We start from the raw sequence: 14002 nt of genomic DNA on the forward strand, positions 1-14002 counted from the left end.
GGCGGTGCCGATGGTGGACGGGGCTGCCGGATCGCGGCCACGGATCTGGCCGATCTATCTCGGCGGCTTCCTGGGACCCTTCGGCGCACCGGTGGTGACCACGATGCTGCCCGAGCTCGGCGCCTCCTTCGGTGTCGACATCGCCGCGGCGGCCGCCTCGCTGACCGCCTATCTGGTCCCGTTCGCCGCCCTGATGCTGATCTCCGGCACGCTGGCCGAGCACTGGGGTCGGCGGCGTACCGTGCGGATCGGCTATCTGGTCTTCGCGCTGGCCTCGATCGGCTGCGCGCTGGCCCCGTCGTTCGGGGTGTTCATGGCGGCCCGGGTGCTGCAGGGCGCCGCCAACGCGTTCACCACCCCGGTGCTGGTGGCCGCGATCACCGAGCTGGTGCCGGCGCACCGGCTGGGTCGCTCGCTCGGCATCTTCGGGTCGATGCAGGCGACCGGGCAGGCGATGGCCCCGCTCGCCGGCGGGCTGGCCGCGGCGGTCGACTGGCGGCTCGGTTTCGCCGCGATCACCCTCGTCTCGATCGGACTGGCCCTCGCCCCGCCACCGGATGCGGCCACCCCGAACACCGCCCACGGCTGGGCCCAGTGGCGGGCGCTCGGCAACCGGCAGCTGGCGACCGCCTGCGTCACCGCGGCGCTGTCCTATCTGACGATGATGGGGGTGGTGATCCTGGCCGCACTGCACGCCGATCTGCGGTTCGGGCTGGGTCCGACCGAGCGCGGTCTGGCGGTCGCGGTGCTCGGGGTGGCCGGTCTGGCCTCCGGGGCGGCCACGGGTTCGCTGCTGGACCGGTATCAGGCCCTGGTCGTCGGTGCGGTGCTGAATGTGGTGATGGGGCTGGGTGCGATGGCGGCCGGGCTGTCACCCTGGCTGGCGGGGCTGATCGTGGCGATCGCGGTGGCCGGCGCGGCCGCCACCGGGACCCGGACCATCTCCCAGCAGCTGGCGGTGACCTCGGTACCGGGCAACCGGTCCGGGGCGACCTCGGTGATGCTGGCCTGCCAGTTCACCGGTGCCGCCCTGGCGCCGCTGATCTGGGTGCCGCTCTATCTGGGTCGGCACGGGATGGCGCTGGTGTACGCCGGGTTGCCGGCGATCGGCGCGGCCCTGGTGCTGCTGCTGGCCTGGCGGCTGCGCTGGGTGGTCAATCCCCGCTGAGCCCGGCCCGGGCAGCACTCCGGGCGACCTCGAAGTCGATCGGCCGGCCGGTGAACCAGCGCACCTGATCGACGGCCTGCCCGGCGAGCAGGTCGAGGCCGTTGAGGACCGGCCGGCCGGCGCGTTCGGCGGCGGCGGCGAGCGGGGTCGGCCACGGATCGTAGACGCTGTCGAAGATCACCTCGGCAGCTGCGGCCAGCGCCTCGGCGGCACCGACCACCCCGTCGGCGGGGACGGTGGAGATCACCAGAGCGGCGGGGGTCGGCTCGGTTCCGGGTGGGCGGACGGTCGCGGCCAGGCCGAGCGATTCGGCGAGCTGGACCACCCCGCGGGCCCGCTCGGCGCTGCGGACCACGAACTGCACCTCGCGCGTACCCAGGCCCGCCAGCGCGGCGACCGCGGAGCGGGCGGTCGCGCCGTTGCCGATGATCACCGCGGTGGGCACCTGGTCGATGCCGTGGGCGGCGAGCGCGATCCGGAAACCGGCCACATCGGTGTTGCGGGCCGCGATCGCGCCCTCGTCGAAGATCAGCGTGTTCGCGACCCCGGTGAGGGCGACCGGTTCGTCGCCGACACCGAGCCGGGCGGCGTCCTCCTTGTGCGGCATGGTGACGCTCAGCCCGCGCCAGCTGGCATCCAGCCCGGCCACGAACTTCGGCAGCCCGCCGGGCGCGATGTCGTGGCGCTGGTAGTCCCAGTCCAGCCCGAGCCGGGCGTACGCCGCCCGGTGGATCGCCGGGGACAGCGAGTGCCGCACCGGATGACCGACCACGGCGCACTGTCTCCTCGAGCCGGCCGAGCCTGTGGGCCGGGCCGGCCCCGCACTCAGCACTTGCCGGGGTTCGCCTGACACCAGTCCTGGAACTTCTTCACATTCGCCTGGTGGCCGTTGAAGTCGTCGGCGAACAGGGTCTCACCGGTGTCCAGGTTGACCGCGACGAAGAACTTCCAGTTGCCCGGTACCGGGTTGGCGGCGGCCTCCAGGGCCTGCTTGCCGGGGGCGCCGATCGGGCCGGCCGGCAGGCCGGGCACCACATAGGTGTTGTAGGGCGAGGGGTTGGCGCGTTCCTCGTCGCTGGTCGTCGCACCGGCACCGCGGGGCTTGTTGTTGGCGTATTCGACGGTGGTGTCGAGCTGCAGCTTCATCCCCGAGTCGAGCCGGTTGTAGAGCACCCGGGCGACCTTCGCGCGGTCCTCGGGGCGGCGTACCTCGGCCTCGATGATGGAGGCGACGATGACCACATCGCGCGGGCTACGGTTGAGCTGCTTGGCCTTGCTCTCCAGCTGCACCTCACCGGCCTTGCGGTTGAAGTTCGCGGTCATCTGCTTGAGCGCGGCGTTCGGATCGTTGCCGGACATCTCATAGGTGTCGGGGAACAGGAAGCCCTCGGGGTTGCCGTTGGCCCACGGGCTCAGCCCGTACTGGTCGGGCTTGGCCAGCGCCTCGCGGTACTTCTCCTCGGGGATGTCGGTCTGCCGGGACAGTTCGCTCACCTGCTCACCGATCCGCAGCCCCTCGCGGATCAGGAACTTCTTGCCGCCCTTGACGCCGGCGTCCAGCATCGCCTGGATGGCGTCGCGGGCCCGCATGTGGGTCTTCAGCGCGTAGCTGCCGGCCTGCAGCTGCTGGATGTTGGGGAACTCGACCTTGGCCTTGTCGAAGGCGTCGGTGGAGGCGATCACCTCGTTGTCCTTGAGGATCGAGCCGATCTCGTCGACCGTGGACCCCTGCGGGATCTCGATCGACACATCGGCATTGCCCGGTCCCGGGTAGTCCTCGACGGCGAAGGCGCTGGTCACCACCCCGGAGACCTTGTTGTAGGCGAACAGTCCCCCGCCGACCAGGACGGCCAGGGAGAGGAGCACGGCGAACGCGCTCTTGGCGTGCCGGGCCACCTCGCTCCAGTTCCGGCGCTGGTGCTCCGGATCCATCAGACTGCTCAAGCCTCGTCTCCTCGTTCGCTCGTCTCGGCCAGCAACTCGCCGGGCGGGCGGCCGGTCCGCCGTTCCGCCTCCAGCGCCTGCTCGAGGATCGTCACCGCGGCGACCTGGTCGATCACTGCCCGCTGCTGCTTGGCCTTCCGCCCCCGCTGCGACAGCGTACGCGCGGCGGTGACGGTGGTCAGCCGTTCGTCGAGCAAGCGTACCTGAACGCCCGAAAGCCGCCCGGCGAGCGCGAGCGCGTGTTGGCGGATCTTCGCCGCGGCCGGGCCCTCGCTCCCGGACAGCGACCGGGGCAGTCCGACGACCACCTCGAAGGGCTCGTACTCGGCGACCAGCGCGGCGATCCGGTCCAGGCTCTGCTTGTTCCCGGGCACGGTTTCGACCGGGTACGCCAACGTGCCGGCCCCATCGCAGGCCGCCACCCCGATCCGGGCGTCCCCCCAGTCGAGCGCCAGCCGTACGCCGGTTCTCACCGGGTGGCGACCCGGCCCACGGCGTGCTCGATCGCCTCCAGGGCCTGCGGGATGCGGCTCGCATCGGAGCCGCCGCCCTGGGCCAGGTCGTCCTTGCCGCCACCCTTGCCACCGAGTTCGGCGGTACCGAGGCGGACCAGCTCACCGGCCTTGAGCCCACGCTCCCGGCCGGCCGCGGTGGTCGCGACGACCAGGGCCGGCTTGTCCGGCGTACCGCCGGCGAGCGCGACCAGACCGGCACGGTCGCCGAGCCGTCCGCGTACCTCGACCGCCAGGTTGCGCAGGTCGCCGCCGCTGACACCCTCGACGTGCTTGCCGACGAAGGCCAGCCCGTAGACGTCCTTGGCGGCGTCGGCCAGACCCTTCGCATTGCCCATCACCTCGGCGGAGCGGTACGCCTGGATCTGGCGTTCGGCGTCCTTGAGCTGGGCGAGCAGCTTCTCCACCCGATCGTTGAGCTGATCCGGCTGGACCTTGAGCATCGAGGTCAGGTTGTTGACCAGGGCCCGCTCGGCGGCCAGGTGCTGGAAGGCGTCGGTGGAGACCAGCGCTTCGACCCGGCGTACCCCCGAGCCCACCGAGGACTCCCCGAGCAGGCTGAGCAGGCCGATCTGCGAGGAGTGCTGGACGTGGGTGCCGCCGCAGAGCTCGCGCGACCAGGCGCCGCCCATCTCGACCATCCGCACCATCTCGGGATACTTCTCGCCGAACATCGCCATCGCGCCGAGCGCCTTGGCCTCGGCCAGCGGCAGCTCGGTCTGGGTGACGCCGAGGTCGTCGCGGATCGCCTCGTTGCTGCGGCCCTCGATGTGCTCGCGCTGGGCCTGGGTCAGCCCGGAGCTGGCGTTGAAGTCGAAGCGCAGGTAGCCCGGCTTGTTGTAGGAGCCGGCCTGCACCGCGGTCGGGCCGAGGGTCTCGCGCAGCACCGCGTGCACGATGTGGGTCGCCGAATGCGCCTGGCAGGCACCCATCCGGTGGAAGGCGTCGACGCTCGCCAGGGCCTGGTCACCGGTGCGCACCTCACCGCCGGCGACCTTGACCTTGTGCACCACCAGGCCCTGGATCGGGCGCTGCACGTCGAGCACGTCGAGCCGGGTCTGGCCGAGGTCGATGGTGCCGCGGTCGGCGTCCTGGCCACCGGACTCGGCATAGAACGGGGTGTCGGCGAGGACCAGTTCGACGGTGTCGCCGGGCTTGGCCTCGTTGACGAGCTCGCCGTCGGAGACCATGCCGAGCACCTTCGACTCCAGCGCCAGCTCGTGGTAGCCGTGGAAGCGGGTCTCACCCAGGTGGCGCAGCGACTTGTACGCCTCGGAGCTGGTCGTGCCGCCCTTCTTGGCGCGCGCATCGGCCTTGGCGCGGTCGCGCTGCTCCTGCATCAGCGTGGTGAAGCTGTCGCGGTCCACCTGCAGGCCCTGCTCCTCGGCCATCTCCAGGGTCAGGTCGATCGGGAAGCCGTAGGTGTCGTGCAGCTGGAAGGCCCGGTCACCGGAGAGCGTCTGCTGGCCCTGGTTGCGGGTGTCGGCGACGGCCAGGTCGAAGATCCGGGTGCCGTCGGCGAGGGTCCGGCGGAAGGCCTCCTCCTCGGCGTACGCGACGGTGGAGACGCGCTCCCAGTTGTCGATGATCTCGGGGTAGGAGTCGCTCATCAGGTCCTTGCTGACCGGCAGCAGCTGCGGCAGCACGGGCTCATTGACCCCGAGCAGCCGCATCGAGCGGACGCTGCGGCGCAGCAGCCGGCGCAGCACATAGCCGCGGGCCTCGTTGCCGGGGGTGACGCCGTCGGTCATCAGCATCAACCCGGAGCGCACGTGGTCGGCGACCACCCGCAGCCGCACATCGTCCTCGGCGTCGGCACCGTAGCGCTTCCCGGACAGTTCGGAGGCGCGCTCGATGACCGGGTAGACCTCGTCGATCTCATAGAGGTTGTCGACGCCCTGCAGCAGGTAGGCGACGCGCTCCAGGCCCATCCCGGTGTCGATGTTCTTGGCCGGCAGGTCGCCGGCGACGGTGAAGTCATCCTTGGCGCGGACCGCGGACAGCTCCTGCTGCATGAACACCAGGTTCCAGATCTCCAGGAACCGGTCCTCATCGGCCTCCGGGCCGCCGTCGGGCCCGTATTCGGCGCCGCGGTCGATGTAGATCTCCGAGCACGGGCCGCCCGGGCCGGGTACGCCCATGTTCCAGTAGTTGTCCTTGAGGTTGCGCGGCTGGATCCGGTGCTCGGGTACGCCGACCTTCTTCCACAGCTTGACGGCCTTGGTGTCGCCGTCGGGGAAGTCGGGGTGGAACCCGGGGCCGAGCACGGTCACCCAGACCTTGTCCGGGTCGAAGCCGAGTCCGCCGTTGTGCTGTTCGCTGGTGACGAGTTCCCAGGCGTAGGAGATCGCATCGGCCTTGAAGTAGTCGCCGAAGGAGAAGTTGCCGTTCATCTGGAAGAAGGTGCCGTGCCGGGTGGTCTTGCCGACCTCCTCGATGTCGAGGGTGCGGACACACTTCTGCACGCTGGTGGCGCGATCCCAGGGCGCCTCCTCCTGCCCGGTGAAGTAGGGCTTGAAGGGCACCATGCCGGCATTCACGAACAGCAACGTGGGGTCGTTGTGCAGCAGCGGAGCCGACGGCACGACCTCGTGCCCGCGCTTGGCGAAGAAGTCGAGGAAGCGGCGCCGGATGTCGGCAGTCTTCATGGGTTGCCCTGTTCTCGTGCTGGATGTGGGACGCAACCACCCAGTCTAGCGGGGCACACCATCTATGTTCATCGAGTAGCCCCGGGGTGCCGCAGCGCAGCAAGGCACCCCGACGCCCCACGTTCATCGAGTAGCCGTGCGCTGCCGAAGCGAAGCAAGGCAGGGCACGGCGTGTCGAGATGAACCCACCCGAACCGCCCGAGCCTCAGGGCCGGGTCGACGGGTGATCCGTTGGCGTGTACTCGGCCTTGCGCAGTTCCTCGCGCCGCTCGTCGGCGCCCTCCTTGACCGCACCGGCGACATCGCCGACCTTGGTGCTCACCCTGACCGTGGTGTCGACGAGTTCGCGGCCGAGCTGCTTGGCCACCGCCTTGGGCGCCTGGTTGGCGTACTCCTTGGCCTTCTCCTTGCCGCGCGCCACGAACCACGCACCGGTGACGAAGCCGAAGAGGAACCAGGAGAATCGACGCAGGAACCGGAACATGGCAGCCAGCCTAACGAGCCGCCGCGGGGCGATCGGACCGGGCCTTGCTAATGATCATGGAATATTCGTACTTATATTTGAATACTTCAGATGAAGGGCCGAATTTTCCATGGTCATTTTCGTCGGCCGGGTCATCCGTATCGTGGAGCACGTGCTGATCTGGATCAACGGTGCCTTCGGCGCCGGGAAGACCCACACCGCCTTCGAACTGCACCGCCGACTCCCCGATGCCCACGTCGCCGATCCAGAACTGATCGGCTTCGCGCTGCGCCGCGCCCTGCCACCCGAGTGCCAACCCGATTTCCAGGACCTGCCGCAGTGGCGTGCAGGGGTCGTCGAGACCGACAACCGCAGCACCGATGAGGTGGTGGAGTGGATCGCCGCCGATGCCGGGTTGCACCTCTCCCGCCCCTGTCTCTCGCCGATCGCCTACCAGTTCCGCCGGCTCGCCGTCGGCGTACGCCATATCCGCTGACCTGGAGGCGCCCGATGTCCACCGCGCTCGACCTGGCGTACCCCTTCGAAGGCCGCTGGCTGGTGCAGAACAGCCCAGCGAACCGGGTACCGAGTCATGGCACCACCCGCTTCGCGACGGCGTATGCGATCGACTTCGTCCCAGTCGACGAGCACGGTCGCACGGCCCGGTTCGGGCTGAGCTCACTGCTGCGCCCGGAGTCGCCCGACCACTTTCCCGGTTTTGGCCGACCGATCCTGGCACCGATCGCCGGGACCGTCGTCGCCACCCATGGCAGCGAACCCGACCACCCGGCGCACCGCGGTCTCCCGTCGGTGGGGTACGCCCTGAGCCAGGGTCGGCGCGCGGCCGCGGGCTGGCTCGCGCTGGCCGGGAATCACGTGTTCATCCAGACCGACCGCGGGCCGGTGATCGCGCTCTGCCACCTGCAGCGCGACAGCATCTCGGTCGCCGTCGGTGATCTGGTGACCGCCGGCGAGCCGGCCGGGCGTTGCGGGAACTCCGGCAACAGCACCGAACCGCATCTGCACCTGCAGGCGATCTCGACCGCGGAGATCGCACGCGCCCAGGCGGTATCGATCACGATCGGTGGTGGACTCCCCCGCAACGGCGAGTTCGTGCGGGCCTGAGGACTGAACCCTCCCGTGACTACCGTCTCATCATGGGACTCTTTGAAGACAAGCAGAACGCCACGGTCGACGGTCGCCCGGTACGAGTGGTTGGCAAGACCGGCCCGGTGCACTCGAACTGGACCCTGTTCGAGGCCGACGAGGTGCTCGATGAGAAGAAGGCCGACAGCTCGCCGATCACGCTGACCGGCACCCTGTCCACCGGGACCCCGGTATCGGCCGAGGTGGCCCAGGGAACGTTCGGTCCGACGACCGTGCGGATCTCCGCCAACGGTGAGACCGTCGCCGAGTTCGACGGGTTCGTCGCCTGACCGATCGCAGCGAACCGATCCGGGTCAGTCGCCGGAATCCTTGCCCAGCAGCTCGTTGATGATCTCCAGCCGCTGCCGCATGGTGGCCTCGTGGCCGTGGTCGGTGGGTTTGTAGTAGCGGGCGTCGACGAGTTCGTCGGGCAGGTACTGCTGCTTGGCGACCCCGCGGTCGTGGTCGTGGGCGTACTGGTAACCCTTGCCGTGGCCGAGGCCCTTCGCGCCGGCATAGTGCGCATCGCGCAGGTGCATCGGTACCAGCCCGATCCGGCCGGCCTCGACATCGGCGGTGGCCTTGTTGAGACCCATGTACGCCGCATTCGACTTCGGCGCCATCGCGCAGGCGACCACCGCATGGCCGAGGTTGATCCGGGCCTCCGGCATCCCGATCAACTGGACCGCCTGGGCGGCGGCGATGCAGGTCTGCAGCACGCTGGAATCGGCCATCCCGATGTCCTCGCTGGCGAGGATCACCAGCCGGCGGGCGATGAACCGCGGGTCCTCCCCCGCCGCGATCATCCGCGCCAAGTAGTGCAGCGAGGCGTCCACATCCGAACCCCGCATGGATTTGATGAAGGCCGAGATGACGTCGTAGTGCTGGTCGCCGTCCTTGTCGTAGCGGACCGCGGCCTTGTCCACCGCGCGCTCGACGCTGTCCAGGTCGATCTCGGTGCCGCCCGCGGCCTCGGCGCCGGCGGCGGCCTCCTCGAGGAAGGTGAGCACCCGGCGGGCGTCGCCGCCGGCCATCCGGATCACCGCGTCCCGGGCGTCCTGGGTGAGGGTGTACGCCTCCCCCGCGCTGGTGCGCAGGCCGCGCTCGTCATCCAGTGCGCGGTCGATGAGGGTGTTGATGTCGTCTTCGGTGAGCGGTTTCAGGGTGAGCAGCAGCGACCGGGACAGCAGCGGAGAGATCACCGAGAAGCTCGGATTCTCCGTGGTGGCAGCGATCAGGGTGACGATCCGGTTCTCCACCGCCGGCAGCAGCACATCCTGCTGGGCCTTGGAGAAGCGGTGCACCTCGTCGACGAAGAGCACCGTGCGCTGCCCGCGGGCCAGGTCGCGGCGCGCGGTGTCGAGGACCTGGCGGACGTCCTTGACTCCGGCGGTGACCGCGGAGATCTCGACGAATTTGGCGTCGTTGGAACGCGACACCACCGAGGCGATGGTGGTCTTGCCGACCCCGGGAGGCCCCCACAGGAAAACGCTCATCGCGGCCTGCCCACCGGCCAACCGCCGCAGCGGGGATCCCTTGCCCAGCAGGTGTTGCTGGCCGACGATCTCATCAACGGTCCGCGGCCGCAGCCGCACCGCCAGCGGCGCCCCGGCATGGTCGGTCCCGCTCAGGCTGCCGCCCGTCGTCCCGCTCGCCGCCTTGGGCTCGCTGACGTTCCCGAAGAGATCCTCTGTCACCCGACGAGCCTACCGCCAGGCACCGACAGCAGGCGCCCCCACGCTCCTCGGATCGAGGTCATCTCGACACGCTGCCTCGACTCCGCTTCGCTACGCCGAGCCAGCTACTCGATGAACGTCAGAAGTCCCAGTCCTCGTCCTCGGTGTTCACGGCCTTGCCGATCACGTAGGAGGAGCCGGAGCCGGAGAAGAAGTCGTGGTTCTCATCGGCGTTCGGGGACAGCGCGGAGAGGATCGCCGGGTTGACGTTGGTCTCGTCGGCCGGGAAGAGCGCCTCGTATCCCAGGTTCATCAGCGCCTTGTTCGCGTTGTAGCGCAGGAACTTCTTCACGTCCTCGCTCAACCCGACCTCGTCGTAGAGCGCCTCGGTGTAGTCGGTCTCGTTGTCGTACAGCTCGAACAGCAGCTCGAAGGTGTAGTCCTTCAGTTCCTGCTGCCGCTCCGGGCTGGCCTGCTGCAGACCGCGCTGGTACTTGTAGCCGATGTAGTAACCGTGCACGGCCTCGTCGCGGATGATCAGCCGGATCACATCGGCGGTGTTGGTCAGCTTGGCGTGCGAGGACCAGTACATCGGCAGGTAGAAACCGGAGTAGAACAGGAACGACTCGAGCAGCGTCGAGGCGACCTTCCGCTTCAACGGATCGTCGCCACGGTAGTAATCCATGACGATCCGGGCCTTGCGCTGCAGGTGCTCGTTCTCCTCCGACCAGCGGAACGCCTCGTCGATCTGCTTGGTCGAGCAGAGGGTGGAGAAGATCGAGCTGTAGCTCTTCGCGTGCACCGATTCCATGAACGCGATGTTGGTCAGCACCGCCTCCTCGTGGGGGGTGACCGCATCCGGGATCAGGCTCACCGCGCCGACCGTGCCCTGGATGGTGTCCAGCAGGGTGAGGCCGGTGAAGACGCGCATGGTGAGCTGCTGCTCGTGCTCGGTCAGGGTGTGCCAGGACGGGATGTCGTTGGACACCGGAACCTTCTCCGGGATCCAGAAGTTCCCGACCAGCCGGTCCCAGACCTCGGCGTCCTTCTCGTCGGGTACCCGGTTCCAGTTGATCGCCGACACCCGGCTGACCAGCTTGATCGGCGCCTCGTCCGCGGGGCTGTGCGTTTCGGTGGTGGTCATCGCGCTCTCACTTCACAACTTGGTTCGTTCGTTTCGCAGGGGTGGCTTCGACTCGCTCGTTCCTCGCTCGCTCAGCCATCGTGGGTAGGGCTCGCTCAGCCATCGTGGGGTCAGAGCATGCAGGAGACGCAGCCCTCGACCTCGGTGCCCTCCAGGGCCATCTGCCGCAAGCGGATGTAGTAAAGGGTCTTGATGCCCTTCTTCCAGGCGTAGATCTGCGCCCGGTTCACATCGCGGGTGGTGGCGGTGTCCTTGAAGAACAGGGTCAGGCTCAGGCCCTGGTCCACGTGCTGGGTCGCCGCGGCGTACGTGTCGATGATCTTCTCGTAACCGATCTCGTACGCGTCCTGGAAATACTCCAGGTTGTCGTTGTCCATGTAGGGCGCCGGGTAGTAGACCCGGCCGATCTTGCCCTCCTTGCGGATCTCGACCTTGGACACGATCGGGTGGATCGAGCTGGTCGAGTGGTTGATGTAGCTGATCGACCCGGTCGGCGGCACGGCCTGCAGGTTCTGGTTGTAGATGCCGTGCTCCTGCACCCGCTGCTTCAGTTCCCGCCAGTCGTCCTGGGTGGGGATGTGTACGCCGGCATCGGCGAACAGCTGGCGGACCCGGTCGGTGGTCGGCGCCCACTCCTTCTCGGTGTAGGTGTCGAAGAACTCACCGCTGGCGTACTTGGAGTTCTCGAAGCCGACGAAGGTACGCCCCCGCTCCTGGGCGAGCTTGTTGGAGGCGGCGATGCAGTGGAACAGCACCGTGTAGAAGTAGATGTTGGTGAAGTCCACACCTTCTTCGGAGCCGTAGTGGATCCGCTCCCGGGCCAGGTAACCGTGCAGGTTCATCTGGCCCAGGCCGATCGCGTGCGACTCGTCGTTGCCCTTCTCGATCGAGGGCACCGACACCATCGAGGTCTGGTCCGACACCGCGGTCAACCCGCGGATCGCGATCTCGACGGTACGCCCCAGATCGGGCGAATCCATCGCCTTGGCGATGTTCAGCGAACCCAGGTTGCAGGAGATGTCCTTGCCCAGATGGGAATAGCTGAGATCGGGGTTGAACTCCGAGGGGGTGGAGACCTGCAGGATCTCCGAGCACAGGTTCGAGTGGGTGATCTTGCCGGCGATCGGGTTCGCCCGGTTCACCGTGTCCTCGAACATGATGTAGGGGTAACCGGACTCGAACTGCAGCTCGGCCAGGGTCTGGAAGAACTCGCGCGCCTTGATCTTGGACTTGCGGATCCGGCCGTCCTCGACCATCTCGTGGTACTTCTCGGTGACGTTGACGTCGGCGAAGGGTACGCCGTAGACCCGCTCCACGTCGTAGGGCGAGAAGAGATACATGTCGTCGTTGCGCTTGGCCAGCTCGAAGGTGATGTCGGGGATCACCACACCCAGTGACAGGGTCTTGATCCGGATCTTCTCATCGGCGTTCTCCCGCTTGGTGTCCAGGAAGCGGTAGATGTCGGGGTGGTGGGCGTGCAGGTAGACCGCACCGGCACCCTGGCGCGCGCCGAGCTGATTGGCGTAGCTGAAGGAATCCTCGAGCAGCTTCATGATCGGGATGACGCCCGAGCTTTGGTTCTCGATCTTCTTGATCGGGGCGCCGTGCTCGCGGATGTTGCTCATCAGCAGCGCCACGCCGCCGCCGCGCTTGGACAGCTGCAGGGCGGAGTTGATCGAGCGGCCGATCGACTCCATGTTGTCCTCGATGCGCAGCAGGAAGCAGGACACCGGCTCGCCGCGCTGCTTCTTGCCGGCGTTCAGGAAGGTCGGGGTGGCCGGCTGGAAGCGGCCCCCGACGATCTCGTCGACCAGCTGCACCGCGAGCTCGGTGTCACCGTCGGCAAGGGCCAGCGAAACCATGCAGACGCGGTCCTCGAATCGTTCCAGGTAACGCTTTCCGTCGAACGTCTTCAGCGTGTAGGAGGTGTAGTACTTGAACGCGCCGAGGAAGGTCGGGAAGCGGAACTTCTTCGCGTACGCGTGGTCGAAGAGGTCCTTGACGAAGGCCCGCGAATACTTGTCCAGCACCTCGGGCTCGTAGTAGTTGTTCTCGACCAGGTAGTCCAGCTTCTCATCCAGGTTGTGGAAGAAGACGGTGTTCTGGTTGACGTGCTGGAGGAAGTACTGGTGGGCCGCCTCGCGGTCCTTGTCGAACTGGATGTGTCCCTCGGCGTCGTAGAGGTTCAGCATCGCGTTCAGCGAGTGGTAGTCGAGCTGGCTGGACATCGACTCGTCGGCGCCGGGGGCGCGGTGGGTGCTCTGTCCCTGGACTGCGGTTGCCGTGGGCGACATGGTCTCTCCTGCTAGCCGGCGAGATCCGCCGGATCGACTGTGTTGTTCCAGAATTCGGCCAGTCCGCTGCGTACGCGGGCGACCTCCCAGGGCGTACCCATCAGCTCGAAGCGGAACAGGTAGGGCACCTGGCATTTGGCGGCGATGACGTCGCCGGCCCGGCCGTATTCCGGGCCGAAGTTGGTGTTGCCGGCGGCGATCACACCGCGGATCAGACTGCGGTTGTCGGGATCGTTGAGGAAGCGGATCACCTGTTTGGGCACGTAACCCGCCGGGCGGCCCTCCATCGCTTCCCGCCCGCCGCCGTAGGTCGGGCAGATCAGCACGTAGGGGCGATGCACCCGGAGCCGGTCGAGGCGGTCATGGACCGGGATCCGGGAGGCCGCCAGGCCCAGCTTCTCGATGAACCGGTGGGTGTTCCCCGAGGCGCTGGAGAAATAGACGATGTGCGGCTCACCGGGCAGCATGCGGCGGTCCCGGTACGCCGGTCAGGCGGCGCTGGTGACGAGCTGCTTGATCCGGTCCGGGCGGAAGCCGGACCAGTGATCGTTGTCGGTGACCACGACCGGGGCCTGCAGGTGCCCGAGAGCCATCACGTAGTCGCGCGCGACCTCATCGGTGCTGATGTCGATGACGTCGTACTCGACGCCTTCCTTGTCCAGTGCGCGGTAGGTCGCCTTGCACTGCACGCAGGACGGCTTGGTGTAGACGGTGACGCTCATGCGGGCGGGTCCTCTCCGGTGCGGGTTCCTGGGGCTGACCACCAGATCTAGTGGCTAGAGAAGACACTACACACAACCAGTGGGTGGTTACAAGCGTGTAGTTCAACCTTTGTGATTCTTCTGGGCAGCCCCTCCCGGGGCCGTCCAGCGGCCCACAAAGACCCCCATCGAGCAACCTCGGGCGTGTCGCGAAATCCCCACGCTGGAGCCTCCCCACGGTCATCGAGTAGGAGACTCGGCGGAGCTTGCGGAGCCGGGGTCTCCGTGTCGAGATGACCCGGCCTC

General features: G+C 67.9%; 14 protein-coding genes. 4 read left to right on the forward strand and 10 right to left on the reverse strand.

From position 1 onward, the window contains the following. Positions 1-10 precede the first annotated feature (10 nt). Entirely contained in the window at positions 11-1168 is a 1158-nt protein-coding gene (locus tag BI335_RS03675; protein WP_144009062.1) for an MFS transporter, read from the forward strand. Here the strand turns inward: BI335_RS03675 and BI335_RS03680 are convergent. The 5 genes from BI335_RS03680 to BI335_RS03700 form a co-directional block, all read right to left on the reverse strand. Beyond that, positions 1155-1997 carry a shikimate dehydrogenase gene (locus BI335_RS03680; RefSeq protein ID WP_094429735.1) on the reverse strand — a complete coding sequence of 281 codons (843 nt, stop codon included), beginning with the start codon at positions 1995-1997 and terminating at the stop codon, positions 1155-1157. The genes BI335_RS03675 and BI335_RS03680 overlap by 14 nt on opposite strands. After that, positions 1994-3112, reverse strand: coding sequence for an endolytic transglycosylase MltG (gene mltG / locus BI335_RS03685; RefSeq protein ID WP_144009063.1), 1119 nt, complete (start codon positions 3110-3112; stop codon positions 1994-1996). Before mltG ends, BI335_RS03680 begins: the two co-directional genes overlap by 4 nt. Beyond that, positions 3109-3585 (reverse strand): Holliday junction resolvase RuvX, encoded by a 477-nt coding sequence (gene ruvX / locus BI335_RS03690; protein ID WP_094425511.1) that lies wholly within the window; start codon positions 3583-3585, stop codon positions 3109-3111. The genes mltG and ruvX overlap by 4 nt, the downstream gene beginning before the upstream one ends. After that, positions 3582-6272 (reverse strand): alanine--tRNA ligase, encoded by a 2691-nt coding sequence (gene alaS / locus BI335_RS03695; protein WP_094429681.1) that lies wholly within the window; start codon positions 6270-6272, stop codon positions 3582-3584. The genes ruvX and alaS overlap by 4 nt, the downstream gene beginning before the upstream one ends. Positions 6273-6477: 205 nt before the next feature. Beyond that, on the reverse strand, positions 6478-6756 hold the full coding sequence (locus BI335_RS03700; protein ID WP_094358701.1) for a hypothetical protein: 279 nt from the start codon (positions 6754-6756) through the stop codon (positions 6478-6480). Between the two features lie 109 nt (positions 6757-6865). Here BI335_RS03700 and BI335_RS22355 point away from each other — a divergent pair, with 109 nt between their 5' ends. Genes BI335_RS22355 through BI335_RS03715 form a run of 3 tightly spaced genes read left to right on the forward strand, consistent with a single transcriptional unit; the run spans position 6866 to position 8171 of the window. Continuing rightward, positions 6866-7231, forward strand: coding sequence for a hypothetical protein (locus tag BI335_RS22355; RefSeq protein WP_324252817.1), 366 nt, complete (start codon positions 6866-6868; stop codon positions 7229-7231). A gap of 14 nt (positions 7232-7245) precedes the next feature. Then, positions 7246-7860 (forward strand): M23 family metallopeptidase, encoded by a 615-nt coding sequence (locus tag BI335_RS03710; protein WP_094429682.1) that lies wholly within the window; start codon positions 7246-7248, stop codon positions 7858-7860. Positions 7861-7892: 32 nt separating this feature from the next. Then, positions 7893-8171: a hypothetical protein gene (locus BI335_RS03715; protein WP_094429683.1), complete on the forward strand. Its 279-nt coding sequence runs from the start codon at positions 7893-7895 to the stop codon at positions 8169-8171. A gap of 24 nt (positions 8172-8195) precedes the next feature. On the opposite strand, the gene BI335_RS03720 is transcribed toward BI335_RS03715, so the two are convergent. The 5 genes from BI335_RS03720 to nrdH form a co-directional block, all read right to left on the reverse strand. Further along, positions 8196-9578: a replication-associated recombination protein A gene (locus tag BI335_RS03720; RefSeq protein WP_094429684.1), complete on the reverse strand. Its 1383-nt coding sequence runs from the start codon at positions 9576-9578 to the stop codon at positions 8196-8198. 118 nt (positions 9579-9696) lie between these two features. After that, complete coding sequence (gene nrdF, locus BI335_RS03725) at positions 9697-10701, reverse strand: class 1b ribonucleoside-diphosphate reductase subunit beta (protein ID WP_094425525.1); 1005 nt, start codon at positions 10699-10701, stop codon at positions 9697-9699. Between the two features lie 110 nt (positions 10702-10811). Further along, positions 10812-12995: a class 1b ribonucleoside-diphosphate reductase subunit alpha gene (nrdE, locus tag BI335_RS03730; RefSeq protein ID WP_094429685.1), complete on the reverse strand. Its 2184-nt coding sequence runs from the start codon at positions 12993-12995 to the stop codon at positions 10812-10814. A gap of 11 nt (positions 12996-13006) precedes the next feature. Beyond that, positions 13007-13462, reverse strand: a complete 456-nt coding sequence (nrdI, locus tag BI335_RS03735; protein WP_094358715.1) for a class Ib ribonucleoside-diphosphate reductase assembly flavoprotein NrdI — start codon at positions 13460-13462, stop codon at positions 13007-13009. Between the two features lie 21 nt (positions 13463-13483). Next, positions 13484-13717, reverse strand: coding sequence for a glutaredoxin-like protein NrdH (nrdH, locus tag BI335_RS03740; RefSeq protein WP_094358717.1), 234 nt, complete (start codon positions 13715-13717; stop codon positions 13484-13486). Between the last annotated feature and the right edge of the window lie 285 nt (positions 13718-14002).

Source organism: Enemella evansiae, from assembly GCF_002250705.1.
Taxonomy (GTDB): Bacteria; Actinomycetota; Actinomycetes; order Propionibacteriales; family Propionibacteriaceae; genus Enemella; species Enemella evansiae.